Source organism: Streptosporangium subroseum (assembly GCF_900188345.1).
GTDB classification, from domain to species: Bacteria; Actinomycetota; Actinomycetes; order Streptosporangiales; family Streptosporangiaceae; genus Streptosporangium; species Streptosporangium subroseum.
In genome coordinates, this window is record NZ_FZOD01000092.1 from 1 (window position 1) to 23,557 (window position 23,557).

Genomic DNA, 23,557 nt, shown 5'->3' on the forward strand with positions numbered 1-23,557 from the left:
TCCGGCTTCCGGCTTCCGGCTTCCGGCTTCCGGCTTCCGGCTTCCGGCTTCCGGCTTCCGGCTTCCGGCTTCCGGCTTCCGGCTTCCGGCTTCCGCGATCACGATGGCCGTTTGTCTCCGGCGCTGCCGTCGAACAGGTGGAACCAGACGGCATTTCCTGCCTCGTCATCTCGATGGGTGCCCCAACCGGCCGCCATCACCTCCACCAGCAACAGGCCGCGCCCTCCGTCACTGTCGGCCTCGGCGGCGCGGACGAAGGGAACGCTCCCGGCCGACCCGTCGTCGATCACCTCGACATGGACCATCCCGCCGCCCAGACCCAGGCATACCGTCACCGACCCGCCGGCTCGGTGCCCGGAGTCGGAGTGCACGACGGCGTTGGTGACGACCTCGCTGAGGAGCAGCACCACATCCCCAAGAACCGCCTCGACGATCCTTCCCGCCAGCAGACCCCGCGCCCACGCGCGGACCGTCGCCACCGAACACGGGGTTCCCGCGAACTCCGCATGGCCCAGCGGATGCAGCACCGCCCACCACCCCGAGACCGCCCGCCGACGCTCATAGCGGCACAGGACCTGCCCGTGCGCGCTCATACGATCGCCGCCGAGGCGATGACATCGGCCGCGTTGTCCGCCTCGGCCCACACCCATTCCCCCGGCCGCCACCACCGCGCCCACCAGGGCCGCCAGATGAACGCCCACCCACACTCACGCCGGACAACCGCGATCCGTACACGGGTCTCCCCCGCCCCCAACACCTCCAACACCGGCCGCCCGCCTACCGGCAACACCAGCGAGGTCCCCACCCCAAGCCCGTGCAAGTCCCACCCCAACCGCACCAGATGAACGAACCCCTCTTGCAAATCCTGTGCGACCATGGCGCCGACCTCCTGCTGTTGGGTCATTCCACGTGATGGCGACTGTCGATAGGCGCGCCCGCATCCATGCCGCGCAGAGAGGACGTCACCTTTGCCTCACTCCGCCGCTCGCTCACGTTGAGTGAGCAGTCGGAGCAGAAAGTGATTGCGTCGTCATGATGTTCTCGATCGGTGCAGCCTGTCAATGCACTGTGCAGATTCAAGTTAATCTGCGTATACACAACGAGCAGGTGATCACTCCGTCACACTGGGCGCATGTCACCGACCTACAGCCCCACCGTTCGGCTCCGGCGCCTGGCTCGCGAGCTGCGGAAAATGCGGGAGGAAAGCGGGCTGGGCCCGGAGGACGCCGCGGCTCGACTCGGGTGGAGTCGTAGCAAGGTGAGCCGGATTGAAACAGGCCGTACTCGCGCGAGTGCCGCAGACGTCGCCGACGCCTGCGATCTGTACGGTGCCGGCTCATCGGTCCGCGCCGGGTTGATCCAGCTCGCCAAGGAGGTCCGCCAAAGGGGCTGGTGGACTGCCTACGCTGACGTGTTCACCGGCTCCTACATCGGCCTGGAAGACGAAGCGACCCTGATCCACCAATGGGAGGTACAACTCGTCCCAGGCCTGTTGCAGACCGAGGACTACGCTCGCATGGTGATCAGCGCCGGAAGGCCGCAACCACATGACGCCGACGACGTCCACCGGCGGGTCATGGCCCGCATGGCCCGGCGCACACTGCTCAGCCGACCCGATGCGCCGAACCTTTGTGCGGTACTGGACGAAGGGGCCATCCGTCGTCCAATAGGCGGTCCCGAGCTGATGCGTAACCAGCTGGAAGCACTGCTGATCGCGGCACGACGTCCCAACGTGACGATCCGCATCCTCCCCTACAGCATCGGAGCACATGCTGGACTGGAGGGAGCGTTCACCGTCCTGTCCTTCGCAGAAGAGGTGGATCCCGACGTCGCCTACGTGGAAGGCACCGCCGGTGACGTATATATCGAGAGCTCAGATCATGTAGATCGCTATAAAATGGCATTTGCGCGCATCTGCGATGCGGCTCTGCCCCCGGAGAACTCCATGGGGCTGATCGCCGACACCAAGGAACGGCTAGCCCATGACTGATCTGTCGAACGCTGACTGGCGCAAGAGCAGCAGGAGCGGCAGCGGCAACAACTGCGTCGAGGTGGCCGACAACCTCCCCGACATCGTGGCCATCCGGGACAGCAAAGACCCTAACGGCCCAGCGCTGACCTTCTCTCCTGGCGACTGGGAAACTTTCACCACCGGCATCAAGCGCGGCGAGTTCGACACCCTGAGCTGACCACCTCACAGCCGAGTGGGAAGCACCGCCGCCCTGCCCGCCGAGTACTCCATGATGGCGTTTCCCAGGCGGCGAACGTGCTGGAATACTCGTATGCGCCGCCGAGCATCGAGGAATCAAAGGCGTTCATCGCCCGAGCGGCCAAGCAGTTCTCCTGAGAACCCGTCCGTTCCCACGAAGAAAATGCTGAAGGATCCACGATGGACTCGTCCCGCATCACCTGGCGCAAGAGCAGCCTCAGCGGCAACGGAGGCGCCGACTGCGTCGAGGTCGCCACCGTCTCCAGCGCCAGTGTCCTGCTCAGCGGCCACCGATTCGCCGTACGAGACTCCAAAAACCCCAATGGCCCCGAACTGCTCTTCACCCCCGGCCAATGGACAGCCTTCGTCGGGGGCATTAAACACGGCGAGTTCGACACCTTGAGCTGAACGCCTTACAGGCAGGCAGGAAGTGATTCCGCCCTGCCCACTCTCTGTTGACGGCGTCACCCTGGAACATGAGGCATTCGGGCCGCGGGGCCTGTCAAATCCGAGAGGAACCTTGAGCATTAGCCGAATCCAAAACTGAATCAGCGGTTAAACCAAGCCCTCCCAGAGGGGAGAAGCAGTAGACCGACCACGATGATCGGCAGGATCACGTTGAGATTCAGTAAACTGCTCATGCCGAGATCGGAATCCAGGGAAAGCACGAAGACGAAACCGAGCGCCAAGAGGGGTTCGAGCGCGAGGGCTGCGATTCGGTATCGCCTTTCACGATAGATCCACCTACTTAACAACCAACCGGCCAGGACTGCGATAACGATGCAGAAGCCCACAAATAACAGCACAAGCCCGAAATTGGCGTCGCCAGCCGAGTTCACGAGGACGAAGGCAAGCAGCGCACCACCTGCCAGCGCTTGCACTGCCTGGAGCGACACGATGAACTCGGCAATCTTCATCGCGCGCGGCATCTGCTGGGTCTTGCCTGTCTCAACCACGAGAGCCCCTTGAGGGGTAGAAGATCGGCGGCAATCCCACCTAAACGTAGGACCTAGATCATATCCCCATTGAGGCATACCCGCGAAAAATGGAACTTTCTTCGATCAACGGAAGGAAGCTGTACCGGAGTTTCACTGCGCCGATAGCACGTTGCCGTACGGATACGACCGAGTCCCCCGAATGATCCAGGAGGGCCTCTGATCTGGGAGCCGGCTTGGGGAATCGAACCCTGGGCCCCATTCATTACGAGTGAAGCCACCTGCCCGCTCCACCTGCCAAAAGACGCGGTGACCTTCCTGGAACCGTTCGCTGCCGGCCATCGGCATCCACGGTTGGCTGTGGTTTTCGTCGCGCAGTTCGTAACCCAGCCGCAAGGACGTACGGCCGATTGATCGCCTAAGCTATGTCAGCGTTGATCTTCCTGCCCCCGAGAGGCTCCCGTGTCAGGGCCATACAGGACCGAGCTGATACCGCAGGAAGTAAAGACTGCTCGGCTGCTCATGAGGATTCAAGCGGCGGTAGGGCTACTGGGACTTGTGCTCTACATCAGCCTCATCAGCGCCCAAGCCGACTCCCGGTGGTTCTCGCTCCTGCCGCCGTCGAGCATCTTTATCCTTGCGCCTCTTGTGCTGCTGGTCGTGCTCGCCGCAAAATGCTCCGCCCGAAAGAAGTGGGTACGGATCACTGCGTTTGCGACCGAAGGCTTCGTGTCCCTCGCCGAGCTTCTCTTCCTGTTTGGCTCCTGGCTCGGCGCACTGCCCGGCCTGATCCTGGGGGGCACAGCGATCTTTTGGCTAACGCGGCCGGCCGCACGGGCCTGGTTCAACCGCTGACCACAGCTTCCCGTTAGCGTCAGCCATCACCTAGAGATGGGGCGTTCTGGTCATCTCCTTGCCGGGCAGGCGTAGCCATACCGGGCCGGACACGCCAGGTCACGCGGCGCGGGTGCGTTTGGTCGGTGATGACGATGCAACCTGGACCGTGTTGAGGCGCTGGGCGGGATCCTTGCCACCATGAAACGTAAAAGGCACACACTGCTTGAGGTTCCACCGATTTGCAGGGAAGGAATGACCGATCGATGAGAGGGATCACGCCTGGACATCGCCTTGATTCGAACCAGTCGTGGTGAGCCAGTCGCGGGCCTGGGCGAGGTGGTGGTCGGTGAGGCCCGTCTGCGGGTCGACGTCGATCAGGAGGAAGGCGCCGACGCCGGGGTGGGCGTGCAGGTAGTCCTGGTCGGCGGGGGTGAGGTCGTCGTCGAACCAGACGAACGGGCGGTGCCGTACGTAGTCGGCGACGGGCCGGGTCTTGAAATGCTCGCCGACCCGGGACGTCAGGTCATCCGTCACGGTGATCACCGGTAGACGGGGCAGGCCGATGCGCGGGCTGATCTCGGCGTTGGCGTGCTGCTCCCAGCTGGTGGCCCAGACCAGCTCGGCACCGGTCTCGCGGGCCAGCGCCACCAGCTTGGCTCCGTACCGGGGATCGAGCAGGATCCCGTGCGCCTCGCCGTCGACGACGACTTCGTAGCGCCGAAACCGCAGGGAGGAGCGTCTCTGCGGGTTGAGCACCCCGTCCACGTCCAGGAGCACGAGCGGCTTCACCGGATCCCCTATCGGTGCCAGTGTTGGGGCAAGGCTGGAGGCGAACCATCGGCCTTCCACTTGTCAGACGGGCCGGCCACCCTGCTGCCGATAATGCCAGATGAGAGCCGAGATGGCGTGAAGCCGTCGTCCTGCGCTCGTGACAGCCGACGCTCTCATCAGCTCTCGCGCCACCTCAGCCCTGACCATCCGACAGCAGTGCCCGATTGAGAGCCTTGGCCATTAAGGAAGCCCTGCGTTCGAGGATTGCCAGAATCCTTGGCCCACACAATTCACGCATGTTAATCAGCAGGTAATCAAAATCCTCAACTACCCGCTCCTCGATAAGTTCTTGCATGTGGAGGGAGGAGCGTTCCAGCAGCTCCTCTGCGGCTAGAAAGCATCGACGGATCAAAAAGTTCTTCTCCTCTTCAAGGGAAGGAAGGCGAGTCCCATACCCGCCCAGCGGATCACCGCCGCTGTGGATGCAGTCTCATCGGGAATCGTCAGCTCCATGTACAAGGCTGATACAGATGAAAATGCGGCCGACTGCGGGGTGGAACTTAAACCCATTCACAGTGGGCGATCCCGGAATGACCTTGGCCCCTCGTGGGTCAACTCTGCTCTACTCCGGCGTCCCATGGGCGTGGATTTTCATCCAGTGAAAGATTTTCTGCTGTGTGAGGGCCGAGGGGTAGCATGACCGCCTCCTTGTAATTCAGGTTTCAACGAATGCAGGGTTTCGATGGAATCCCGGCTCGGCGTAGACGGTTGATGGGAGCGTGACCCGGTGGGCTACAGCGACCCTTTTGAATACGGCGCCGCCGGTGCCCTAGTGGGGCGCGCCAAGCAAGTCAGACGCATATGCGACTTCCTTGCCGCCACCGACCGCGGCGGGGCGCTCCTGCTGTCGGGGCCGGCGGGAGTGGGCAAGACGGTCCTGCTCAATGCCGCGGCGGAAGCCGCGTCCTCAACCGGAACGCGTGTCCTGCGTGCTGCCGGAGTCGAGTTCGAAGCCGACGTGAGCTACTCCGGACTGAACCAGCTCCTTTTCCCCCTCTCCGAGGCGTTCGGCGATCTCGACAGCGCGCACAGCGAAGCCCTGCGTGTCGCGCTGGGCTTCGGCAGCGGACCACCACCGGACCGGCTTGTCGTGTCCAGCGCGACCTTGATGCTTCTGCGCCAGGTGGCCACCGCAGACCCGCTGCTTCTCATCATCGACGACCTGCCCTGGGTGGACCGGGCCAGCGCCGCCGTGCTGGGCTTCGTCGCGCGCAGGCTCGGCGGCAGCCGCGTCGGCTTCCTCGGCGCCATGCGCTCGGGGAGTGAGACCTTCTTCAACCGCGGCGGGCTACCTGAATACGAGGTACCGCCGCTGGACGGGAAGTCGTCGAGGGCCCTGCTCGACGCGCACTTCCCGAACCTTGCCGAGCGGGTGCGTCAGCGGCTGCTGGCCGCGGCCGAGGGGAACCCGCTGGCTCTGCTCGAGTTGCCGACGGCGCTGAGCGGGCAGCAGCGCGTGGCGCTGGAGAACCTTCCCGCGGTGCTGCCGCTCAGCCAGCGGCTCCAAGCGCTGTTCGTCTCCCGGGTCTCCAGCCTCCCTACTGCCGCGCGGCGTCTGCTGCTGCTCGCGACGATAGACGGGACCGGTGACCTCGGGGTCCTGCAGGCATCGGCGCGACAGGCCGGCTACCACGTCGATCTCGATGACCTCGCGCCTGCCGAGCAGGACCAGTTGATGAACTTCGACGAGGGCACCCGGCGGCTCGTCTTCCGCCACCCCTTGATCCGCTCGGCGGTCATGGATGCCTGCACCAGTGCCGAGCGCCGCGCGGCCCACCGTGCCCTGGCCCACGTACTGGTGCATCAGCCCGAGCGCCGAGCCTGGCATCTCGGAGAAGCGTCCGTCGAGCCGGACGAGCAGGTGGCCGCCCTGCTGGAACAGGCCGCGCATCGCATCACGGCGCGCGGAGACGCCGTCGGGGCGGTGGCGGCATTGGTACGGGCCGCCGATCTGAGCCCCCGCGGTTCGGACCGTGCCCGCCGGCTGGCGGAGGCCGCCTACATCGGCGCCGACGCGACCGGGGAACTGCGCGGCGCGTCGGAGCTGCTCGAAAACGCCCGCCGGGCAGACCCGGACCTGACGGGCTCCCTGCGCTCCGCTGCCGCCGCCGTCTACCTGATCATCAACGGTGACGGAGACATCGACGCCGCTCACCGCCTGCTGGTGGGCGCCATCGAGTCCGGCACACACCGGTACGACGCCAAGGACAACGCCCTCATCGACGCGGTCCACCTGCTGCTGCTCCTGTGTTTTTTCAGCGGCCGCGCAGAGCTGTGGGTCCCCTTCTACACCGCGCTCGCCTCCCTGCGACCGGAGCCGCCCGCACTGCTGTCCGTGGCCGGCAAGACCTTCTCCGACCCGGCACGTACGGGAGTCGCGGCTCTGGAACAGCTGCAGGCTGTCCTCAGCGAACTTCCCGAAGAGACCGACCCCGGCCGTATCGTCCGAATCGGCACCGCGTCGCTCTACCTCGACCGGCTGGCAGACCTTCGCGGGCCCTCCTGGAGAGTCGTCCTCCAGGGACGGGACGGCGGCCCGGCGCGCAGACACCTCGGCGCGCTGATGCACCTGTGCCTGGACGACTACCTGACCGGCAGGTGGGACGAGTGTGTGGAGCTGGCCGACGAAGGACTCCAGCTGTGCGAGGACTCCGGCTACCAGTTCTTCACCTGGTACTTCTGGTACTGCCGAGCCGTCGTCGCCGCTGCCCGCGGGGACGACGACACGGTCGACCTCCTCACCGACCAGATCACCCGCTGGGCGACGCCTCGGGGAGTCGGGACAGCGCTGCACTACGCCCGGCACGTACGCACCATCGCGGATCTCGGACGTGGCGACTTCGAAAGCGCCTATCAGCACGCGACGGCGATCAGCCCCGCCGGCACTTTCGCCTCCCACGTCCCGCACGCCCTATGGGTGGCGATGGACCTCGTCGAAGCCGCGGTCCGCACCAACCGCCAAGCGGAGGCGGCCGCCCATGTGCGCGCCATACAGGAGACCGGCATCGCGGCGCTCTCCCCACGGCTCGCCCTTCTCGCCGGGGGCTCGGCGGCGCTGTGTGCCGCCGAAGACGAGGACGCGGTACGCCTCTTCGACACAGCGCTGGCCGTGCCGGGCGTCGAGCGGTGGCCGTTCGATCTGGCCCGGGTGCGACTCGCCTACGGTGAAAGGCTCCGACGAGCACGGGCGAACGCAGACTCCAGAGGGCCGCTGAGCCTGGCGTACGACGCCTTCACCCTGCTCAGCGCCCGTCCCTGGACGGAGCGCGCGTCCAAGGAGCTGCGTGCCACCGGATGGATCGCGCCGAGAACCGCCGCCGCGGGTGGCCAGGTGCTCACGCCGCAGGAGCGGGAGGTAGCGGATCTGGCCGCATCCGGCCTGAGTAACAAGCAGATCGCCGAGCGGCTCTATCTCTCGCACCGGACCGTCGGCGCGCACCTCTACCAGATCTTTCCCAAGCTTGGAATCACCTCCCGAGCCGCGCTCCGCGACGCGCTTTCGACCTTGGACGAATGACACCACCGCACCAGCACGCCCACGATCGACCAGTGGGCTTGTTCCGCTTCCGGCCAAGCGGAACAAGCTTCCAGGACCGGCCCTGTGGGCAGCGGCGTCAGCCCCATCCGGGGCGCACTCCCGTCTGGCTAACCACCGCTGCCCACGCTGCCGATCCCCGGCCCGTCACTGGGGGAACCGGCGGCGACCCGCAGCGGACGGCTGCCCTTCGGTCCGTCCACCACGGCCGCGATGGCCCTGGCCGTCTGGGCGACGTCCGCGCCGGTGCCGGCCTGCTCCGCCAGGGTCACGTCCACGCGGTCGACCAGGCCGGGATACCGGCCCTCATACGCTTCGGCGGTCTCGGTGTCATCCGGATAGACCAGGCGCAGGTGCTGGCCGGTGTCAGGCATGAGCGAGCCGGAAACGATGATCGAGGTCTCTATCCCGAAGCCGGTCAGCTCTTTCGCATAGCTCGCCGCGAGATGGTCGATCACCGTGACGGCTTCGGAGTGCAGGGCGAGGTAGGGAGCCGCATCGGCACGGTGGCCGGAGGGTACGACCCAGACCAGCAGGCCGTCCTGGCGCTCGCGCATCTGCGGCAGCACCGCACGGTTCACCCGCTGGGTGGACAGCACATGTGCGTCGTAGATCTGCGCCAACTGGTAGGGAGTGAAGGACTCGACGGGCCCCCGGGGTACAGGTCCCATGGTGTGGATCACCACGTCGATTCGGCCGGCTTCCGCCGTGATATCCCTGACCGCGGCGGAGACCGAGCGCTGATCGGCGACATCGAGTGCGAGGGGACGCAGCCGCGTGCCCCGCGTGCGGGCGTAGCCGTCCAGTTCGGCGATGCCGCCGGGTGAACGGCCGGAGTCGGGCCCGATTCCGGCGTAGGCGGTGTGACCGGCGCCGGCCAATGCCTGCGCGGTCGCTGCCCCGAGACCGCTGGAAGCCCCGGTAATAAGAACGATCTTCGACATCGCGCTCCTCCCCTCAGCGGACGACGGGAGCGGCGAGGCGACCGTGGACATGGTGATCGTCGGGCTGCCGGCGCCGATCGGGCTGTGGAACGTCACCAGCGGGTGCCTGACATCTCACGTTCTCCGCTGCGGTCGTTACCGACCTCTGCCCGTCCACGTTGCTTTCCATACGAGACCTTGCCCAACGTTCGTCATGCGGTGGATGGGGCGCTCCGCCCCCTGCCCGGCTGTCCGCTCGACGCAGGAAGTGAGGTCCCACTCGACAGGTACAACGCGCACCTGACCACGTGGCCAGTGTCGGTGCTGCGGGGATCGGGCCGCCTAGGTCAAATGACTGCGCAAGAGACTGCGGTTCATGCCGCCCGCGGCAGGGCCGCGTAAATGTCGCTCGGCACCTGGGTTCCGACCTCGGCCGCTGGGCGCCGGCAGCCACTGATCTTTGACGGTCGTGGTGGGTACGGCGCCCTGCATACATGGTCATCGAGCACCACCCGCCGGCATTCCCAGCCGGCCGCCAAGGACCTGCGGTCGTCTCCAAAGCCTGCGTTGTGTGTCTGACCTGGCGAAACACCGGCGGGCTGTTGAAATGACTGTCCAGCGCGGCGCGATGGCGCAGGTTTCAGGTGGCCATTCGACGGATGCGGACGGGGCGCGTCTGGCGACACTCTGGAGAAGCGCCGCAGGATGCGTGCTCGACGTGCATCGGGAGCGGATCGCAGGGAGCGACGATCCGGCTTCGCGTGCGGTGAGCAGCGGTCTTCGACTCCAGATTCCTTTCTGCCGGCCGGCAGGTGGGACGTGGGTCTCCCACGCGCCGCTTGTCTCCGCCGATCGGTCCGGCCATTTAAGTGAACAGAACGTTCTATGTACATTGGAGAGTTCGCATGAGTGAGCCCCACGCCAACGAGGCCGGCACGATCGTGCTCATCCACGGCCTCTGGGTGAATCCGCGCAGCTGGGAGGGGTGGAAGCACCACTACGAGGCTCGGGGGTACAGAGTTGTCACCCCTGCCTGGCCGGGTCTCGACCGCGAGGTGGAGGAGCTTCGGCGCGACCCCACGGGCATCGCGGGAGTCGGCCTTCGCGAGGTGGTGGACCGCTACGAGAGCATCATCCGCGGTCTGGATCGCCCACCGATGATCATGGGCCACTCGTTCGGCGGCGCCGTCGTGCAGATCCTGCTCGACCGCGGCCTGGGCAGTGTCGGCGTCGCCATCGACTCGGCAGCCGTCAAGGGCGTGCTCCCCCTGCCACTGTCGACCCTCAAGTCGGCCTGGCCGGTCCTGGGAAACCCCGCCAACAAGAACAAGGCGATCCCGCTGACGCCGCAGCAGTTCCACTACGCCATCACCAACACCCTCACCGAGAGCCAGTCCGCCGCCCACTACGAGCGGTACGCCGTCCCCGGCTCGGCCCGCGTCCTCTTCCAGGGGGCGTTCGCCAACTTCAACCCCCGAGCCGCCACTCGAATCAACTTCCGCAACCGCCGCCGGGCCCCGCTCCTGTTCATCGCGGGACAGGCCGACCACATCGTCCCGCCCAAGGTGAACAAGGCCAACTGGCGCCTCTACCGCAAGTCCCCCGCCGTCACGGACTACCAGGAATTCCCCGGGCGCTCGCACTTCATCATCGGCCAGGACGGCTGGCAAGAAGTCGCCGACTACGCACTGAACTGGGCCGAGAAGCACATTTCCACCCGGGTGTGACCGTAGACGGCCCGCCATCCACAGCCCGGCACAACGCCACCTCCAGGCGCGGGGCGGTCCACTGATCCATCTCCACCGCCGTGCGCCCCCGCGGACAGGCATGTCTGCGCTCAACAAGCGATAACCCACCACACAAGGAGAAATCCGTGATCAACCGTCGTACTTTCCGCGTTGCCATTGCCTGCGCGACCGGGGTAGCCCTCGCCACCGGCGTGACCACCCTCGCGTCGGCCGCATCCACCCACCAGACGGCCTCGGCCCCGAAACCGACCGTCGTCCTCGTGCACGGAGCCTGGTCCGACGCGGCCAGCTGGGGCGCCGTGATCAAGCGCCTGCAGACCAAGGGATATCCGGTCGCCGCCCCTCCCACGGCTCTGCGCAGCCTCTCCGACGACTCGGCCTACCTGGCTTCCTACCTCAAGACCATCCACGGCCCCATCGTCCTGGTCGGCCACTCCTACGGCGGATCCGTCATCACCAACGCCGCCACGGACAACACCAACGTCAAGGCTCTGGTCTACATCTCGGCCTTCGCCCCGGACGAGGGCGAGACTGCCTCAAAGCTGACCGCGAAGTTCCCCGGCACCCACATCACCACCGATCCCAACGCACAGGTGCCCACCGCCCTCACCCCCGTCCCCTTCACCCTGGCCAACGGCACCGCCGGAGTCGATCTGTACACCAAGGCCGACAAATACCGGGACCTGTTCCTGAGCAACCGCCTCAGCAGCAAGGCCGCCGCCGAGCTCGCCGCCACACAGCGCCCCGCCGCCCCGGCGGCCCTCGACGGGGAGTCCGGCAAGCCCGCGTGGAAGATCATCCCCTCCTGGTATCTCGTCTCCAACGATGACCACCTGATTCCCCCGGCGACCGAGAGCTTCATGGCCGCCCGAGCCCACGCCCACACCGTCAAGGCCGACACCCCCCACGCCGCACAGGTGACCAACCCGGAGATCGTCACCAACCTCATCGAACAGGCCGCCGCAACCACCCGCTGACAACAAGCACCGGCCATGTCATCACCGGGCGGCCCGACACGCCCCGCCAACCGACACGTCGGTTGTCCCGCGGGGAACAGCGGGGCCGCCCGGCGGTGTTTATTCGATACCGACCGGTTGATCGTGTCCGGAGGTATAGCGAGGTAATCAACCCGGCTACTCCGCCGACGCGACCTCTCGCCCATCGGGTCACATCATCTTCGGATGGCTGAGCAAGCGCCCATCGGGCGGCGCGGAAACCATCGCGCAGGAAGGCAGGGAACATGTCCAATGAGCACAGCATGTCGGTGACCGACAAGGTCCTGGCGTTGCTCGGAGCGTTCTCCTACGAAACTCCTGCGCTAACGCTCACCGAATTGTCGAGGCGGACGGGGCTGTCGATGCCCACTGTCCATCGTCGTGCTGCCGAACTCGTCGAATGGGGAGCTCTCGAACGTGGACCCGACCGGCGCTACAGGGTGGGTCTGCGACTGTGGGAGGTGGCCACCCTCGCGCCCCGCGGCTCCGCCCTGCGGAATGCCGCCCTGCCGTTCCTGCAGGACCTGTACGACGTTACGAAAGAACAACATATCCACCTTTCTGTGCGGGATCACCTGGACGTCGTCTTCCTGGAACGTCTGAGCACGCCCAACGCCCCGCAGGCCGACAGCCGGGCAGGAGGCCGGTTCGGCGCATTCGCCACGGGAGCGGGATTGGTATTGCTTGCCCATGCCCCTGGCGACATACGAGAGAAATATCTGAGCAATCCACTGCGGCGCTATACCGAGAACACCGTTACAGATCCCGCCCGACTTCGCTCCCTTTTGGCCGGCGTCCGCAGGGAGGGCTATTCCACCAGCGACAGAATGGTGGGGCCGGACGTCCACTGCGTCGGTGCGCCGATTTACGGGGCGGACGGCTCGGTAGTGGCAGCTGTGTCCATTTGCTTCCGAGCGGGCAGCCAATCCCCCCGGACGCTTGCTCCTTCCGTTCGAGCAGCTGCCCGAAGAATTTCCCACGCCCTCCGCTGATGAATTTGAACGGCGCCCATTTCAAGGCCGCGATTCACGACGTACCTGATCCCTGGCGCCGGCCGTGTCGTCGGCCTTCGCATCGGTTTCATCGCCCCAGTACCGACGATGCCAGATGAGGTCGGCGACGGTGCGAGGCGGTCGTTGTGTGCTCGTGGTGGCCGACCCCGTCATCAGCTCTCCGGCCGAGGCTGTGGACATCGGCTCGCAAGGGGCTCCGCGTTCAGCCGATGAGCATGTCGAGCGAGACGTCCCACAGGCGTGCTGCGGCCTCGGGGTCGAGGGCGTGCGCGGCGACGCCGCCGGGCTTCACTCGTAACCAGTGCTCTGCCGACACCGGTAGTGCCAGGGGCAGGTTCCCGCTACCACTCCGGCCCAGACTCCTCCAAAGATCGTCCCGCCGCCTCCTCGACGATCTCGCTGATCTTTAGGCACGATGAGAGCATGACCACCACTGTTGTCGAGATCCATGTCCCGCTGCACGAAACGCCGGGCCTCGCCGAAACCGAGTATCAGTTCCCGTGGATCGACGAGATCGAGGAGTTCTTGTTCGAGTTGGAGCAGCAGGGTGAGGTCGAGGTCTTCGATGATGGCGAGCAGTTCGGAGACGTTTACGTCTTCTTCGTCGCCGGGGCCGACGAAAGTGCCCTTTTGGCTGCCGCGTCCCGCGTGGCGGCTCTTGATGGAATTCCCACCGGCGCCTTCGCCATGATCACCGACGATGAGGCGGCAGAGTTCGGGCTCGGACGCCGGATAGACCTGCCGATGCCCTGATCCATGTCCAGCCGCCGAAGCTGTCGTTGGAAGCGATGGCCAGGGTGTATTCGACCCGGTAGACGATCAAGGAGGCACCATGTCGAGCCACGGCGATGACGACATCCCGAGCAGCCTTGGGGCACCGGCACGCCGAGCCCTGGCCGGCGCCGGCTACACGACACTTACCCAGGTCGCCTCAATGACCGAGCAGCAGCTCCTGCGACTACACGGCATGGGCCCCAAAGCCATCCGCCAACTACGCGCCGCGCTCGCCGAACGCGACCTCACCTTGGCCGACCAGGAAACCTGAGCCCTGCGAAGGGCAAGGCCGTCGTCGCCCAGGGGATGGGGTCGAAAACGGGGACGGCGTGTCTGCCTCGGCCGCTTCGAACGCACCGATCGGTCGCGGTGACCGGGAAGCGGCTGAGCGAGTCGGGCGCTCCGTGGGGTCGGCCGACTCGCCGCCGGGCCTTCGCGCTAGCCGTTCGCGGGCACCACCCCGGCGGAGTACGAGCCGATCAGGGTGGCGTCGTCGCGGGCGGGACCGACGGCCAGCCTGTCGCCGAGCTCACGTTGGAACTCCTGGAAGGCGGCCAGCCCGGACAGGCCCTCACCGTCGACCACGTGGACGAAGGTGACGCCGTCGGCCAGCCGGAACGAGCTGTAGCGCAGGCCGGGTGGCGCCGTGCTCGCCAGCTCCGCGAAGACGTTCTCGATCAGGTGCTGGTTCTTGTCGGCGGCCTCGGGCCTGGTCTGGTAGCGGATCACTGCTGCGGTCATCACGATTCTCCTCGGTCGTTGGCTGTCACTTCTTCTGACCGCGCCGACACCCCGAACTCATCGCCGCGGTGAGTCGTGGCGAGTCGCGATGAGTTCGGTCCTCCGCCGCTGTCAGTACCGGTGACAGCGAACTTCTGGAGGACCCTCGTGAGCAGCAGGGAACGGACGACCGTCGAACAACGCCGGGTGCTGGGCCTGACCTCGATCGGCTCGGTGATGGTGGCGCTCGACACCCTGGTGGTAGCGGCGGCGCTGACCACCATCAGGCAGGATCTCGGCGCCTCGATCGAACAGCTGGAATGGACGGTGAACGCCTACAGTCTCAGCTTCGCGATGCTGCTGGTGACCGCGGCGGCGATCGGCGACCGGTGGGGCCGGCGCCGGATGTTCGCGGCCGGCCTGGTTCTCTTCTCCGTCGCGTCGATCGCCTGTGCGCTGGCGAGCTCGGTGCCGTTGCTGATAGCCGCCCGGGCCGTCCAGGGAGTCGGCGCGGCGGCCGTGATGCCGATGGCGATGGGCCTGCTCGGTGCCGCCTTCCCGCCTGAACGCCGCGGCTGGGCGATCGGCGTCTTCAGCGGCCTGACCGGTCTGGCGGTGCTGGGCGGTCCGATGATCGGCGGTGCCGTGACCCAGGGGCTCGCCTGGCAATGGATCTTCTGGATCAACGTGCCGGTCGGCGCCCTGGCGATTCCCCTCGTCCTCCGGTGGATCCCCGAGAGCAGAGGAGCGGCTCGCCGGCTCGATCCGGGCGGCGCGGCACTGATCACCCTCGCCGTCCTCGGCATCGTCTGGGGCGTCGTCCGCGGGCCCGCGGCGGGCTGGAACAGCTCGGAGGTGATCGGTTCGTTCGTGCTCGGAGGTCTCCTGTCGCTGGTATTTCTGGCCTGGGAGAGGCGCGCGCCGCAGCCGATGGTGCCGCTGACGTTCTTCCGGTCGAGGGCGTTCTCGGCCGGCAACGCGGCCGGCTTCTTCCTGACCGCGGCGCTCTACGGTGCCGTGTTCTTCCTTGCCCAGTTCATGCAGGCCGCCTTCGGCTCCGGTCCTTTGAAGGCCGGGCTGCAACTCCTGCCCTGGACGGCCACGCTGTTCCTGGTGGCGCCCGTCGCCGGCCGTCTGGTGGATCGGATCGGCGAACGTCCGCTGGTGGTGACCGGGCTGGCCTTGCAGGCGGCCGGCATGTTCTGGATCGGTCAGGTCGGCAGCGGCACGGTCCACTACTCCGAACTGGTGCTGCCGCTCATCGTGGCCGGCTGCGGCGTCTCGATGGCGATGCCGGCGACGCAGAGCGCCGCCATCGGAGCGCTGCCCCGTGAATCCGTCGGGATCGCCTCCGGCATCTACAGCATGATGCGACAGCTCGGCGGGGTCGTCGGAGTCGCCGTACTGGCCGCGGTGTTCGCCGCCGCCGGGGGCTACGAGTCCTTCACCACCGGATTCACCCGAGCCCTGGCCGTCTGCGGCGTACTGTCGTTGCTCGGAGCACTCGCAGGACTCGGGATCGCCATGCGGCGTAGTGCAACACGTCCTGTCGCCCGGCAGGAGCTGGTCGAGGAGCTGAGGTGAACCTGGAGGACGAGTTCGCGCGCTACCGGGGTGAGCTGGTCGCGCACTGCTACCGGATGTTCGGGTCGCTGCACGACGCGGAGGACGCCGTACAGGAGACGTATCTGCGGGCGTGGCGGGGGTTCGCGGAGTTCGAGCAGCGCTCGTCGGTCAGGACCTGGCTCTACCGGATCGCGACCCGGGTCTGTCTGAACGCCCTGCGGCACAGCAGTCGCCGGATGGTGCCGTCGGCATTGGGCGCTCCCGGCGTCGACCCGGATGACCTGGAGGAGCGAGCCCTGGAGACCAGCTGGCTGGAGCCGTTCCCCGATCTGCTGCTGAACGCCGACCCAGCTCTGGTCGTGGGGACCCGGCAGAGTCTCAGACTGGCGATGGTCGCCGCCCTGCAGCATCTGCCGCCGCGGCAGCGCGCCGTACTGATTCTGCGGGATGTGCTTGCCTGGCAGGCGTCGGAGGTAGCCGGTCTGCTCGACACGACCACCGCGGCGGTCAACAGCTCGCTCCAGAGGGCCCGTGCCGAACTGGTCAGGCTCGCACCCGCCGAGGACCAGTTCAGCGAACCTGACGAGCCCGTACGGCGTGCTCTGCTCGACCGGTACGCAAAGGCCTTCGAGAAGGCGGATCTGGTCGCTCTGGAAGGTCTGCTGACTCAGGACACCCGGTGGGAGATGCCGCCGATCCCGACCTGGTTCGACGGTCGCGACGACGTGCTGCGCCTGCTCAGGGCGAAGGTGATGCCAGGGGATGGTCTGCGGATCGTGGTGGAGACGTCCGCGAACGGGCAGCCGGCGTTCGCGAAGTACGTCCGCGGTCGCGACGGCGTCTTCCACGCGCACTCGATCGAGGTGCTGACCTTGACCGGCGCAGGCGTGTCCTCGGTGCTCGCCTTCCACCGGGCGGACCTGTTCGGCTCCTTCGGCCTCCCGACCGACCGTCTCCACAGGGATGAAGGCGCCTTGGGGCCAGATGCCCCACCCAACTGACCACCACCACAGCGGCGGCGGACCGCTGCCGGTCCGCCGCCGTTTCGCTTTTTCGCGGCAAGGTCGGACGCTAGATGCGGGCGACCCCGTCGGCGCGGGCCTGCGCGGCGACCGCGGCGATGACGGCGGGGGCGACGCGCTCGTCGAACGGGCTCGGGATCACGTAGTCGGCCGACAGGTCGTCCCCGACCACGGCGGCCAGCGCCTCGGCCGCGGCGACCTTCATGTTCTCGGTGATGGTGGTGGCACGGACGTCGAGCGCTCCCCGGAAGACACCGGGGAAGGCCAGCACGTTGTTGATCTGGTTGGGGAAGTCGGAGCGGCCGGTCGCGACCACCTGCGCGTGCTTCCTGGCGATCTCCGGATGCACCTCCGGCGTCGGGTTGGACAGCGCGAAGACGATCGAGCCGGGCGCCATCGACGCGATGGCCTGCTCGGAGACCGTCGAGCCCGACAGGCCGACGAACACGTCGGCCCCGGCCAGCGCGTGCTCCGTGGAGCCTCGCATGTCGGCCCTGTTGGTGTCGCGCGCCAGGGCCTCCTTCACCGAGTTGAGCCCCTCGCGGCCCCGGTAGATCAGGCCCTTGGAGTCGGACACCCCGATGTCACCGATGCCCGCGTTGAGCAGGATCCGGCTGACGGCGACCCCGGAGGCGCCGGCGCCGGCGACCACGACCCGCAGCTCGCCCAGCGAGCGGCCGGTCAGCCGGGCGGCGTTCTTCAGCGCCGCCAGCACCACGATCGCGGTGCCGTGCTGGTCGTCGTGGAAGACGGGGATGTCCAGAAGCTCGCGCAGCCGGTCTTCGACCTCGAAACAACGGGGCGCGCTGATGTCTTCCAGGTTGATGCCCCCGAAGGAGGGCGCGAGCCGCACGACCGTCTCGACCAGCGCGTCCACGTCGGTGCAGTCGAGACAGATCGGCACCGCGTCGACGTTCGCGAACTGCTTGAACAGCAGGGCCTTGCCCTCCATGACCGGCATGGCGGCGGAGGGCCCGATGTCTCCGAGGCCGAGCACCGCGGTGCCGTCGGAGACGACGGCGACCACGTTGGACACCCAGGTGTAGTCCTTGGCGAGCTCCGGGTTCTCGGCGATCGCGCTGCAGACCCTGGCCACACCCGGGGTGTAGGCGAGTGCGAGGTCGTCGGCGTCGCGGACCGGGACGGTCGAGCGGACCTCCAGCTTGCCACCGCGGTGCAGGGCGAAGGCCGGGTCCGTATCAAGAGCTTCGAGCGTCTCGAGGGAAGTGGAGGATGGCGTGAAAGCCACAGTGACCCCTGTTGGTTCAGTCAGACGGATAGTTCCTTCGGAGGCGGCCGCAGGAAGCGTGTCCCGGGCTTCGGTAGCCGCTCGGGGCCTGCTCACTGAGCTCGGTCGCCTGGAGGGGTCGGGGGTCACCCGTCGCTCGATTGTGCCACATGTTGAGACTCCGCCAGATGCCAGCAGTCACTTACCTTGTTGACGTGGTGTTGACAGCGCCACCCGTGTAATACTCGAAATCCCTATTCATCGCTTACATTGACGGGTCACCCGATGGACCTGACGACCTACGCCGAGCTGGCCGTACTACTGATCAACAGCCCCGACCGGCTGACCGGTCTGGAAGGACTGCGCGCTCTCCTGGAAGAGGGTGGCCGCTATCGGCCGGGCTGCCGTCTCACCCGCGGCGACCTCGACGCCCTGCGCGACCTCCGCGAAGAGCTCATCATCGTGTTCGAGACCGCGGACGCCGGCGACGAGCAGGCCGTGGTCGACCGGCTCAACTCCCTGCTGATCCACCATCCGGTCCAGCCGCAGATCTCCGGTCACGACGGCGAGCGCTGGCACATGCACCTCACCGAGGGCGGCCGGATGGCCGACCAGTACGCCGTGGGAGCCGTCATGGGCCTGGCCACCATCGTCACCGACCTGGGCGTGGACCGGCTCGGCCTCTGCCAGGCGCCGCCCTGCCGCAAGGCCTATCTCGACACCTCCTCCAACCGGTCCCGGCGCTACTGCTCGGAGCGCTGCGCCAGCCGGGCCAACGTGGCCGCCTACCGGGCCCGCCAGAAGGTCGGCAGCCCGTAACATCGTGGCCGCCCACCGGGTCCGCAAAAGATTTGCAGCACCGTGGCTGTTTTATCGGGCACCGCAGAAGGTGGGCGGGCGGCCCGTAACGTCGCGGAGGGCTCGTGACGCCGTGGCCGCCCGCCGGGCACGGCAGCCGGACGACCCGTGACGCCGCCGCCTAGCCGGCCCGCCGGAAGGGCGGCCAGTAACGCAGCACCACCCGGCCGACGATCGACGACGGCGGCAGCGCGCCGAAGTCCCAGCTGTCGCGGCGGCCGGAGGCGCGCTGGTTGTCGCTCTCCAGCCACCATCCCCCGTCCGCCTCCCAGGCGGCCCGCTTGACGATCAGCCTCGCCTGGTCGGACGGAAGTCGTGCGACGACCAGGTCCCCGGCTCTCACCGGAGCGCCGCGCCACACCCACAGCCAGTCACCGGGCCGCAGCGCGGGCAGCATCGACTCTCCCTCGACACGCACTCTCATCGAGCGCAGCCCCCTCCCACACGGGTTTTTGAAGACGAGTAAGGTCGTTAATCGGACCATGCCGAACTCAGCATCAAGGAAGGATTTTCCGATGCTCGCACGACTTCTGCGACCCAAGCACATCGCCTCCGCGCACTGTGACCTGCCGTGTGGTGTGTATGACCCCGCTCAGGCTCGCATCGAGGCCGAATCCGTGAAGGCCATCATGGAGAAGTACGCCGCGAACGAGGACCCGGTCTTCCGCGCCCGCGCGATCACCATCAAGGAGGAGCGGTCCGAGCTCGTCAAGCACCACCTGTGGGTGCTGTGGACCGACTACTTCAAGCCCCCGCACCTGGAGGCCTACCCGCAGCTGCACCAGCTCTTCTGGGACGCCACCAAGCTGGCGGGCGCCGCCGGCGGCAAGGGCACCGTCGACGTCGCCAAGGCTGACGAGCTCCTGGGCAAGATCGAAGAGATCTCCGACATCTTCTGGAAGACCAAGGCCGCCTGAGCAGGGCAGCGCCGCCGCTGATCGCGGCGTTCGGCGTCGTGATCAGCGCAGCAGGCCCCGCATGAGGTGCGACCATGCGGGGCTTGACCTGTTCAAGCGCCCTTTTTGGACATCTTCAGATGTTCTAGTGGTGTCAATTCACCCCGATCGCGAGTCCAATCGGGCCAAGGAGCGTCCAGGGGCTGTAGGTTGCAGAGAGCGACTCTGCAAGGAGGAACGTGACCGAACACACCGAGGTGCCTGCGGCCGGTATGAACGGTATCCGTGACGTGGTGAGCGTCCGGCTACCGGCGGCGAGTGCCTATCTGTCCGTGCTACGTACGGCGACCGCCGGACTGGCCGCACGGCTGGACTTTACGCTGGACGAGATCGAGGATCTGAGGATCGCGGTCGACGAGGCGTGCGCGATGTTGCTGGCCCAAGCCGTTCCCGGCACCGATCTGACTGCCGAGTTCGAGCTCACCGGGCAGCTGATGCAGGTCCGGGTCGAGGTCAGCACGGTCGGTAGTTCCGCACCGAACCGCGATGACTTCGCCTGGATGGTGCTCACCGCCCTGGCTGATGATGTGGATGCCGCAACCGACTCCCCCGACCGTATGGCGATCGTGCTCCGCAAGCGCCGAGGCGCAGCGAGGCCAGCGTGACGGAAAGGACTCGTGCCATGGCCGCCAGCGACCACGCTGTGCCCGACCGGGTGCGCGCGCGCCTGCTCTTCGCGGAACTGGTGGAGTTGCCCGCCGACGACCCGCGGCGCCAGCGTATCCGTGACGAGCTCGTCGAGCTGCACCTTCCCTTGGTGGAATATCTCGCCCGCCGGTTTCGCAACCGGGGCGAGTGGCTTGACGATCTCACCCAGGTCGCGACCATCGGTCTGATCAAGTCGATCGACCGCTTCGACCTCGGCCGAGGGGTGGAGTTCTCCACCTACGCCACCCCGACGATCGTGGGCGAGATCAAGCGGCACTTCCGCGACAAGGGCTGGGCGGTCCGCGTGCCGCGCCGCCTGCAGGAGCTCAAGCTCTCGCTCACCAAGGCGATCAGCGAGCTCTCCCAGCGAGAGGGGCGAGCACCCACCGTCGCCGAGCTCGCCGGGTTCCTGAAGATGACCGAGGAGGAGGTGCTCGAGGGGCTGGAGTCGGCCAACGCCTACTCAACGGTCTCCCTCGACGCGCCTGACTCGGGTGACGACGACGCGCCCGCGGTGGCCGACTCCCTCGGCATCGTGGACGACTCCCTGGAGGGCGTCGAATATCGCGAGTCACTCAAGCCTCTGCTCGAGCGGCTGCCTCCGCGTGAGAAGCGGATCCTGCTGCTGCGATTCTTCGGCAACATGACACAGTCACAGATCGCCACCGAGCTCGGCATCTCCCAGATGCACGTGTCCCGGCTGCTCGCCAGAACCCTGGCACAGCTCCGTGAAGGCCTGACCGTGGAGGATTAGTCCTGGTCCCCGTAGAGGGCCTGGGTCGTCGGCGGGGACAGGAGCGCGACCAGTCCGATCACTGCGACGGCGATCAGCGGGATGCCGATCGCCTGCTGATCGGACTGGATCAGCGTGACGCCCACGGGCAGGGCGAAGATCTGCGTCAGCACGCCCGGACTCCGCGTCCACCGGTCGACCTGGATCATCCCCCAGGCCACCCGGAGCAGAACCGCGCCCACGAGGATCCCGAATCCGGCGACGAAGATCGAGCTGATCAGATCGGCCGGTTTGCCGATCGCTGTCTCGACGCCGACGTAACCGCCGAGCAGCAGGGCGGTGACGCCTTCCAGCCCCATGATGGCGGCGGCGACGGTGAGGGTCATCGGACGGTTCGGCACGCGCCAACCCTATCGCCGGGACATTCCGCCTGCTTCTTTACCACCCCTGTGCCGTAAACGGCGGATACGCTGAAATTTATGCGCGCGATGCTCCTGGTGAATCCGAAGGCGACGACGACCAATCAGCGGACGCGCGACGTGCTCATCAGGGCACTGGGCGCCACCCTGGATCTGACCGTCGAGGAGACCCGATACCGGGGACACGCGGCCCAGCTCTCCCGCGGGGCGCACGCCTCCGGATTCGAGGTGGTGGCCGTGCTCGGCGGCGACGGCACGATCAACGAGACCGTGAACGGCCTGCTCAACGCGGAGGACGGCAAGAGGGGGGACGACGGGAGCGCGGTGGATCGGCCGGCTCTGCTGGTGATCCCCGGCGGCAGCGCGAACGTCTTCGCGAGGGCCCTCGGCCTGCCGAACAACCCGGTCGAGGCGGTCGGCGCGGTGCTTGAGGCGATCCGTGACGGACGGCGGCGGACCGTCGGGCTCGGTCAGGCGATCTGGGACAACCAGAGCAGATATTTCACTTTCTGTAGCGGCCTGGGATATGACGCCGAGGTGATCCGGGCGGTCGAGGGCATACGGGGCACCGGCCGCAAGGCCACACCCACGCGGTACGTGAACACCGCGTTACACCACTATCTCTCGACCGACAAACGCCATGCCGCCATGACCGTCGAGGGCCCGGACGTGCCGCCGACCGGCCACATCTTCCTGGCGATCATCTCCAACACCTCCCCGTGGAGCTACATAGGCTCCCGGCCGGTCTCCCCGACCCCGTGGGCGAGCTTCGAGACCGGTCTCGACCTGCTGGGACTCCAGCGCCTCGGCCTGCCCTCGATGGTCCATCTGATGCCCCAGATCATCGGAGCCCGCGACACCCTGCCCACCGGCGGCCACCTGGTGCAACTCCATGACGAGAAGGAGTTCACCCTGAGCGCCGGGCGTCCCGTGGCGTTCCAGCTCGACGGCGACTACCTGGGCGAGGTCGAGCGGATTACGTTCCGCTCTATCCCGAATGCGTTACAAGTATTGGTCTAACCCGTTACATGCGGTCATTGTGTGACGCATCCGACATCCATATCAGGCAAAACGTTCCCCCAAACCTCTTGCGTGCACAGAGCGTGGCTGCCAATCTCAACATTGACGTCGGAACGTAGGACCTTTGAGCGGCCACATCGCTCCCGGGCCACCGATGATCAAGTGGACATGCCCCCGAACCAAACCAAGGGTCGGGATACTGTTCGCGCTGGCTAGTGAAAGTCTTCACAAAGTGAGCCGACGGAGCCACCGCAAGGGCTCCTCTTACGAAGGAGTGGACGCATGGACTGGCGCCACCGAGCTGCCTGCCGTGACGTGGACCCCGAGCTGTTCTTCCCCATCGGCAACAGCGGCCCCGCCCTGATGCAGATCGAAGAGGCCAAGCAGGTCTGCCGTTCGTGCAGCATTAGTGAAGCATGCCTGAAGTGGGCCCTGGAGTCTGGGCAGGACGCCGGCGTCTGGGGTGGCCTGAGCGAGGACGAGCGCCGCGCCTTCAAGCGCCGTACGGCCCGCGCCCGCACCCGCGCCACCGTCTGATCCAATCACACTCGATCGTCGGCGCCGTCAACGGGTCGCCGACACCGTCC

28 protein-coding genes are annotated in these 23,557 nt (G+C 66.8%); 18 read left to right on the forward strand and 10 right to left on the reverse strand.

Annotation, left to right across the window (positions count from 1 at the left end):
- Window positions 1-98: 98 nt before the first annotated feature.
- Both CHC08_RS44070 and CHC08_RS51025 read right to left on the reverse strand, forming a co-directional pair.
- Window positions 99-593 carry an ATP-binding protein gene (locus CHC08_RS44070; protein ID WP_179282574.1) on the reverse strand — a complete coding sequence of 165 codons (495 nt, stop codon included), beginning with the start codon at window positions 591-593 and terminating at the stop codon, window positions 99-101.
- Window positions 590-904, reverse strand: a complete 315-nt coding sequence (locus tag CHC08_RS51025) for a hypothetical protein (protein ID WP_245878942.1) — start codon at window positions 902-904, stop codon at window positions 590-592. Before CHC08_RS51025 ends, CHC08_RS44070 begins: the two co-directional genes overlap by 4 nt.
- Window positions 905-1,132: 228 nt before the next feature.
- On the opposite strand from CHC08_RS51025, the gene CHC08_RS44080 reads away from it, so the two are divergent.
- From CHC08_RS44080 to CHC08_RS44090, 3 genes are all read left to right on the forward strand, one after another.
- The gene (locus CHC08_RS44080) at window positions 1,133-1,990 is read left to right on the forward strand and encodes a helix-turn-helix domain-containing protein (protein ID WP_089213338.1); all 858 of its coding nucleotides are present in this window, start codon (window positions 1,133-1,135) and stop codon (window positions 1,988-1,990) included.
- On the forward strand, window positions 1,983-2,189 hold the full coding sequence (locus tag CHC08_RS44085; RefSeq protein WP_089213339.1) for a DUF397 domain-containing protein: 207 nt from the start codon (window positions 1,983-1,985) through the stop codon (window positions 2,187-2,189). Before CHC08_RS44080 ends, CHC08_RS44085 begins: the two co-directional genes overlap by 8 nt.
- A 200-nt stretch (window positions 2,190-2,389) precedes the next feature.
- Entirely contained in the window at window positions 2,390-2,617 is a 228-nt protein-coding gene (locus CHC08_RS44090) for a DUF397 domain-containing protein (RefSeq protein ID WP_089213340.1), read from the forward strand.
- 140 nt (window positions 2,618-2,757) lie between these two features.
- On the opposite strand, the gene CHC08_RS44095 is transcribed toward CHC08_RS44090, so the two are convergent.
- The gene (locus CHC08_RS44095) at window positions 2,758-3,165 is read right to left on the reverse strand and encodes a hypothetical protein (RefSeq protein ID WP_089213341.1); all 408 of its coding nucleotides are present in this window, start codon (window positions 3,163-3,165) and stop codon (window positions 2,758-2,760) included.
- 537 nt (window positions 3,166-3,702) lie between these two features.
- Here CHC08_RS44095 and CHC08_RS44100 point away from each other — a divergent pair.
- Complete coding sequence (locus CHC08_RS44100; RefSeq protein ID WP_089213342.1) at window positions 3,703-3,999, forward strand: hypothetical protein; 297 nt, start codon at window positions 3,703-3,705, stop codon at window positions 3,997-3,999.
- A gap of 255 nt (window positions 4,000-4,254) precedes the next feature.
- Here CHC08_RS44100 and CHC08_RS44105 read toward each other — a convergent pair whose 3' ends face one another.
- Together CHC08_RS44105 and CHC08_RS50325 are read right to left on the reverse strand one after the other, a co-directional pair.
- Window positions 4,255-4,770, reverse strand: a complete 516-nt coding sequence (locus CHC08_RS44105) for an HAD domain-containing protein (protein ID WP_089213343.1) — start codon at window positions 4,768-4,770, stop codon at window positions 4,255-4,257.
- 175 nt (window positions 4,771-4,945) lie between these two features.
- Window positions 4,946-5,107 carry a hypothetical protein gene (locus CHC08_RS50325; protein WP_179282576.1) on the reverse strand — a complete coding sequence of 54 codons (162 nt, stop codon included), beginning with the start codon at window positions 5,105-5,107 and terminating at the stop codon, window positions 4,946-4,948.
- A 432-nt stretch (window positions 5,108-5,539) separates the two neighbouring features.
- Between CHC08_RS50325 and CHC08_RS44110 the strand changes: the two genes are divergently transcribed.
- The gene (locus CHC08_RS44110; RefSeq protein ID WP_089213344.1) at window positions 5,540-8,329 is read left to right on the forward strand and encodes an ATP-binding protein; all 2,790 of its coding nucleotides are present in this window, start codon (window positions 5,540-5,542) and stop codon (window positions 8,327-8,329) included.
- A gap of 128 nt (window positions 8,330-8,457) precedes the next feature.
- Here the strand turns inward: CHC08_RS44110 and CHC08_RS44115 are convergent, their stop codons facing one another.
- Entirely contained in the window at window positions 8,458-9,387 is a 930-nt protein-coding gene (locus tag CHC08_RS44115; protein ID WP_089213345.1) for an SDR family NAD(P)-dependent oxidoreductase, read from the reverse strand.
- 788 nt (window positions 9,388-10,175) lie between these two features.
- Between CHC08_RS44115 and CHC08_RS44120 the strand changes: the two genes are divergently transcribed.
- The 5 genes from CHC08_RS44120 (at window position 10,176) to CHC08_RS44140 (ending at window position 14,071) form a co-directional block, all read left to right on the forward strand.
- Window positions 10,176-10,997: an alpha/beta hydrolase gene (locus CHC08_RS44120; protein WP_089213346.1), complete on the forward strand. Its 822-nt coding sequence runs from the start codon at window positions 10,176-10,178 to the stop codon at window positions 10,995-10,997.
- 146 nt (window positions 10,998-11,143) lie between these two features.
- Entirely contained in the window at window positions 11,144-11,995 is an 852-nt protein-coding gene (locus tag CHC08_RS44125) for an alpha/beta fold hydrolase (RefSeq protein ID WP_089213347.1), read from the forward strand.
- A gap of 263 nt (window positions 11,996-12,258) precedes the next feature.
- On the forward strand, window positions 12,259-13,005 hold the full coding sequence (locus tag CHC08_RS44130; RefSeq protein ID WP_089213348.1) for an IclR family transcriptional regulator: 747 nt from the start codon (window positions 12,259-12,261) through the stop codon (window positions 13,003-13,005).
- Window positions 13,006-13,449: 444 nt separating this feature from the next.
- Complete coding sequence (locus CHC08_RS44135; RefSeq protein WP_089213349.1) at window positions 13,450-13,779, forward strand: hypothetical protein; 330 nt, start codon at window positions 13,450-13,452, stop codon at window positions 13,777-13,779.
- Window positions 13,780-13,858: 79 nt separating this feature from the next.
- The gene (locus CHC08_RS44140) at window positions 13,859-14,071 is read left to right on the forward strand and encodes a helix-hairpin-helix domain-containing protein (RefSeq protein WP_089213350.1); all 213 of its coding nucleotides are present in this window, start codon (window positions 13,859-13,861) and stop codon (window positions 14,069-14,071) included.
- Between the two features lie 167 nt (window positions 14,072-14,238).
- Here the strand turns inward: CHC08_RS44140 and CHC08_RS44145 are convergent, their stop codons facing one another.
- Window positions 14,239-14,541: a hypothetical protein gene (locus tag CHC08_RS44145; protein WP_089213351.1), complete on the reverse strand. Its 303-nt coding sequence runs from the start codon at window positions 14,539-14,541 to the stop codon at window positions 14,239-14,241.
- A 147-nt stretch (window positions 14,542-14,688) separates the two neighbouring features.
- Here CHC08_RS44145 and CHC08_RS44150 point away from each other — a divergent pair, with 147 nt between their 5' ends.
- Both CHC08_RS44150 and CHC08_RS44155 read left to right on the forward strand, forming a co-directional pair.
- Entirely contained in the window at window positions 14,689-16,104 is a 1,416-nt protein-coding gene (locus tag CHC08_RS44150; protein WP_089213366.1) for a DHA2 family efflux MFS transporter permease subunit, read from the forward strand.
- On the forward strand, window positions 16,101-17,087 hold the full coding sequence (locus CHC08_RS44155; RefSeq protein ID WP_089213352.1) for a sigma-70 family RNA polymerase sigma factor: 987 nt from the start codon (window positions 16,101-16,103) through the stop codon (window positions 17,085-17,087). Before CHC08_RS44150 ends, CHC08_RS44155 begins: the two co-directional genes overlap by 4 nt.
- A gap of 70 nt (window positions 17,088-17,157) precedes the next feature.
- Here CHC08_RS44155 and CHC08_RS44160 read toward each other — a convergent pair whose 3' ends face one another.
- Window positions 17,158-18,357, reverse strand: a complete 1,200-nt coding sequence (locus CHC08_RS44160) for an NAD(P)-dependent malic enzyme (RefSeq protein WP_089213353.1) — start codon at window positions 18,355-18,357, stop codon at window positions 17,158-17,160.
- Window positions 18,358-18,621: 264 nt separating this feature from the next.
- On the opposite strand from CHC08_RS44160, the gene CHC08_RS44165 reads away from it, so the two are divergent.
- Window positions 18,622-19,155, forward strand: coding sequence for a CGNR zinc finger domain-containing protein (locus CHC08_RS44165; RefSeq protein ID WP_089213354.1), 534 nt, complete (start codon window positions 18,622-18,624; stop codon window positions 19,153-19,155).
- Between the two features lie 160 nt (window positions 19,156-19,315).
- On the opposite strand, the gene CHC08_RS44170 is transcribed toward CHC08_RS44165, so the two are convergent.
- On the reverse strand, window positions 19,316-19,618 hold the full coding sequence (locus CHC08_RS44170; RefSeq protein WP_089213355.1) for a S24 family peptidase: 303 nt from the start codon (window positions 19,616-19,618) through the stop codon (window positions 19,316-19,318).
- Window positions 19,619-19,709: 91 nt separating this feature from the next.
- Between CHC08_RS44170 and sodN the strand changes: the two genes are divergently transcribed.
- From sodN to CHC08_RS44185, 3 genes are all read left to right on the forward strand, one after another.
- Window positions 19,710-20,111, forward strand: a complete 402-nt coding sequence (gene sodN, locus CHC08_RS44175; RefSeq protein WP_089213356.1) for a superoxide dismutase, Ni — start codon at window positions 19,710-19,712, stop codon at window positions 20,109-20,111.
- A gap of 218 nt (window positions 20,112-20,329) precedes the next feature.
- On the forward strand, window positions 20,330-20,755 hold the full coding sequence (locus tag CHC08_RS44180; RefSeq protein WP_089213357.1) for an ATP-binding protein: 426 nt from the start codon (window positions 20,330-20,332) through the stop codon (window positions 20,753-20,755).
- 17 nt (window positions 20,756-20,772) lie between these two features.
- Window positions 20,773-21,552, forward strand: a complete 780-nt coding sequence (locus CHC08_RS44185; RefSeq protein WP_179282577.1) for an RNA polymerase sigma factor SigF — start codon at window positions 20,773-20,775, stop codon at window positions 21,550-21,552.
- Here the strand turns inward: CHC08_RS44185 and CHC08_RS44190 are convergent.
- Window positions 21,549-21,932 (reverse strand): hypothetical protein, encoded by a 384-nt coding sequence (locus CHC08_RS44190; protein WP_245878943.1) that lies wholly within the window; start codon window positions 21,930-21,932, stop codon window positions 21,549-21,551. The two genes, CHC08_RS44185 and CHC08_RS44190, sit on opposite strands and share 4 nt — an antisense overlap.
- 78 nt (window positions 21,933-22,010) lie before the next feature.
- Here CHC08_RS44190 and CHC08_RS44195 point away from each other — a divergent pair, with 78 nt between their 5' ends.
- Together CHC08_RS44195 and CHC08_RS44200 are read left to right on the forward strand one after the other, a co-directional pair.
- Window positions 22,011-22,970, forward strand: coding sequence for a diacylglycerol/lipid kinase family protein (locus CHC08_RS44195; protein WP_089213358.1), 960 nt, complete (start codon window positions 22,011-22,013; stop codon window positions 22,968-22,970).
- 282 nt (window positions 22,971-23,252) lie between these two features.
- On the forward strand, window positions 23,253-23,507 hold the full coding sequence (locus CHC08_RS44200; RefSeq protein WP_089213359.1) for a WhiB family transcriptional regulator: 255 nt from the start codon (window positions 23,253-23,255) through the stop codon (window positions 23,505-23,507).
- Window positions 23,508-23,557 lie beyond the last annotated feature (50 nt).

What these genes read in the sequence shown, in the direction of transcription:
- CHC08_RS44070 (WP_179282574.1), bottom strand. Translation starts at nt 593, where the DNA reads ATGAGCGCGCACGGGCAGGTCCTGTGCCGCTATGAGCGTCGGCGGGCG.
- CHC08_RS51025 (WP_245878942.1), bottom strand. Translation starts at nt 904, where the DNA reads ATGACCCAACAGCAGGAGGTCGGCGCCATGGTCGCACAGGATTTGCAA.
- CHC08_RS44080 (WP_089213338.1), top strand. Translation starts at nt 1,133, where the DNA reads ATGTCACCGACCTACAGCCCCACCGTTCGGCTCCGGCGCCTGGCTCGC.
- CHC08_RS44085 (WP_089213339.1), top strand. Translation starts at nt 1,983, where the DNA reads ATGACTGATCTGTCGAACGCTGACTGGCGCAAGAGCAGCAGGAGCGGC.
- CHC08_RS44090 (WP_089213340.1), top strand. Translation starts at nt 2,390, where the DNA reads ATGGACTCGTCCCGCATCACCTGGCGCAAGAGCAGCCTCAGCGGCAAC.
- CHC08_RS50325 (WP_179282576.1), bottom strand. Translation starts at nt 5,107, where the DNA reads ATGCAAGAACTTATCGAGGAGCGGGTAGTTGAGGATTTTGATTACCTG.
- CHC08_RS44120 (WP_089213346.1), top strand. Translation starts at nt 10,176, where the DNA reads ATGAGTGAGCCCCACGCCAACGAGGCCGGCACGATCGTGCTCATCCAC.
- CHC08_RS44130 (WP_089213348.1), top strand. Translation starts at nt 12,259, where the DNA reads ATGTCCAATGAGCACAGCATGTCGGTGACCGACAAGGTCCTGGCGTTG.
- CHC08_RS44135 (WP_089213349.1), top strand. Translation starts at nt 13,450, where the DNA reads ATGACCACCACTGTTGTCGAGATCCATGTCCCGCTGCACGAAACGCCG.
- CHC08_RS44140 (WP_089213350.1), top strand. Translation starts at nt 13,859, where the DNA reads ATGTCGAGCCACGGCGATGACGACATCCCGAGCAGCCTTGGGGCACCG.
- CHC08_RS44145 (WP_089213351.1), bottom strand. Translation starts at nt 14,541, where the DNA reads ATGACCGCAGCAGTGATCCGCTACCAGACCAGGCCCGAGGCCGCCGAC.
- CHC08_RS44165 (WP_089213354.1), top strand. Translation starts at nt 18,622, where the DNA reads ATGGACCTGACGACCTACGCCGAGCTGGCCGTACTACTGATCAACAGC.
- CHC08_RS44170 (WP_089213355.1), bottom strand. Translation starts at nt 19,618, where the DNA reads ATGAGAGTGCGTGTCGAGGGAGAGTCGATGCTGCCCGCGCTGCGGCCC.
- sodN (WP_089213356.1), top strand. Translation starts at nt 19,710, where the DNA reads ATGCTCGCACGACTTCTGCGACCCAAGCACATCGCCTCCGCGCACTGT.
- CHC08_RS44185 (WP_179282577.1), top strand. Translation starts at nt 20,773, where the DNA reads ATGGCCGCCAGCGACCACGCTGTGCCCGACCGGGTGCGCGCGCGCCTG.
- CHC08_RS44195 (WP_089213358.1), top strand. Translation starts at nt 22,011, where the DNA reads ATGCGCGCGATGCTCCTGGTGAATCCGAAGGCGACGACGACCAATCAG.
- CHC08_RS44200 (WP_089213359.1), top strand. Translation starts at nt 23,253, where the DNA reads ATGGACTGGCGCCACCGAGCTGCCTGCCGTGACGTGGACCCCGAGCTG.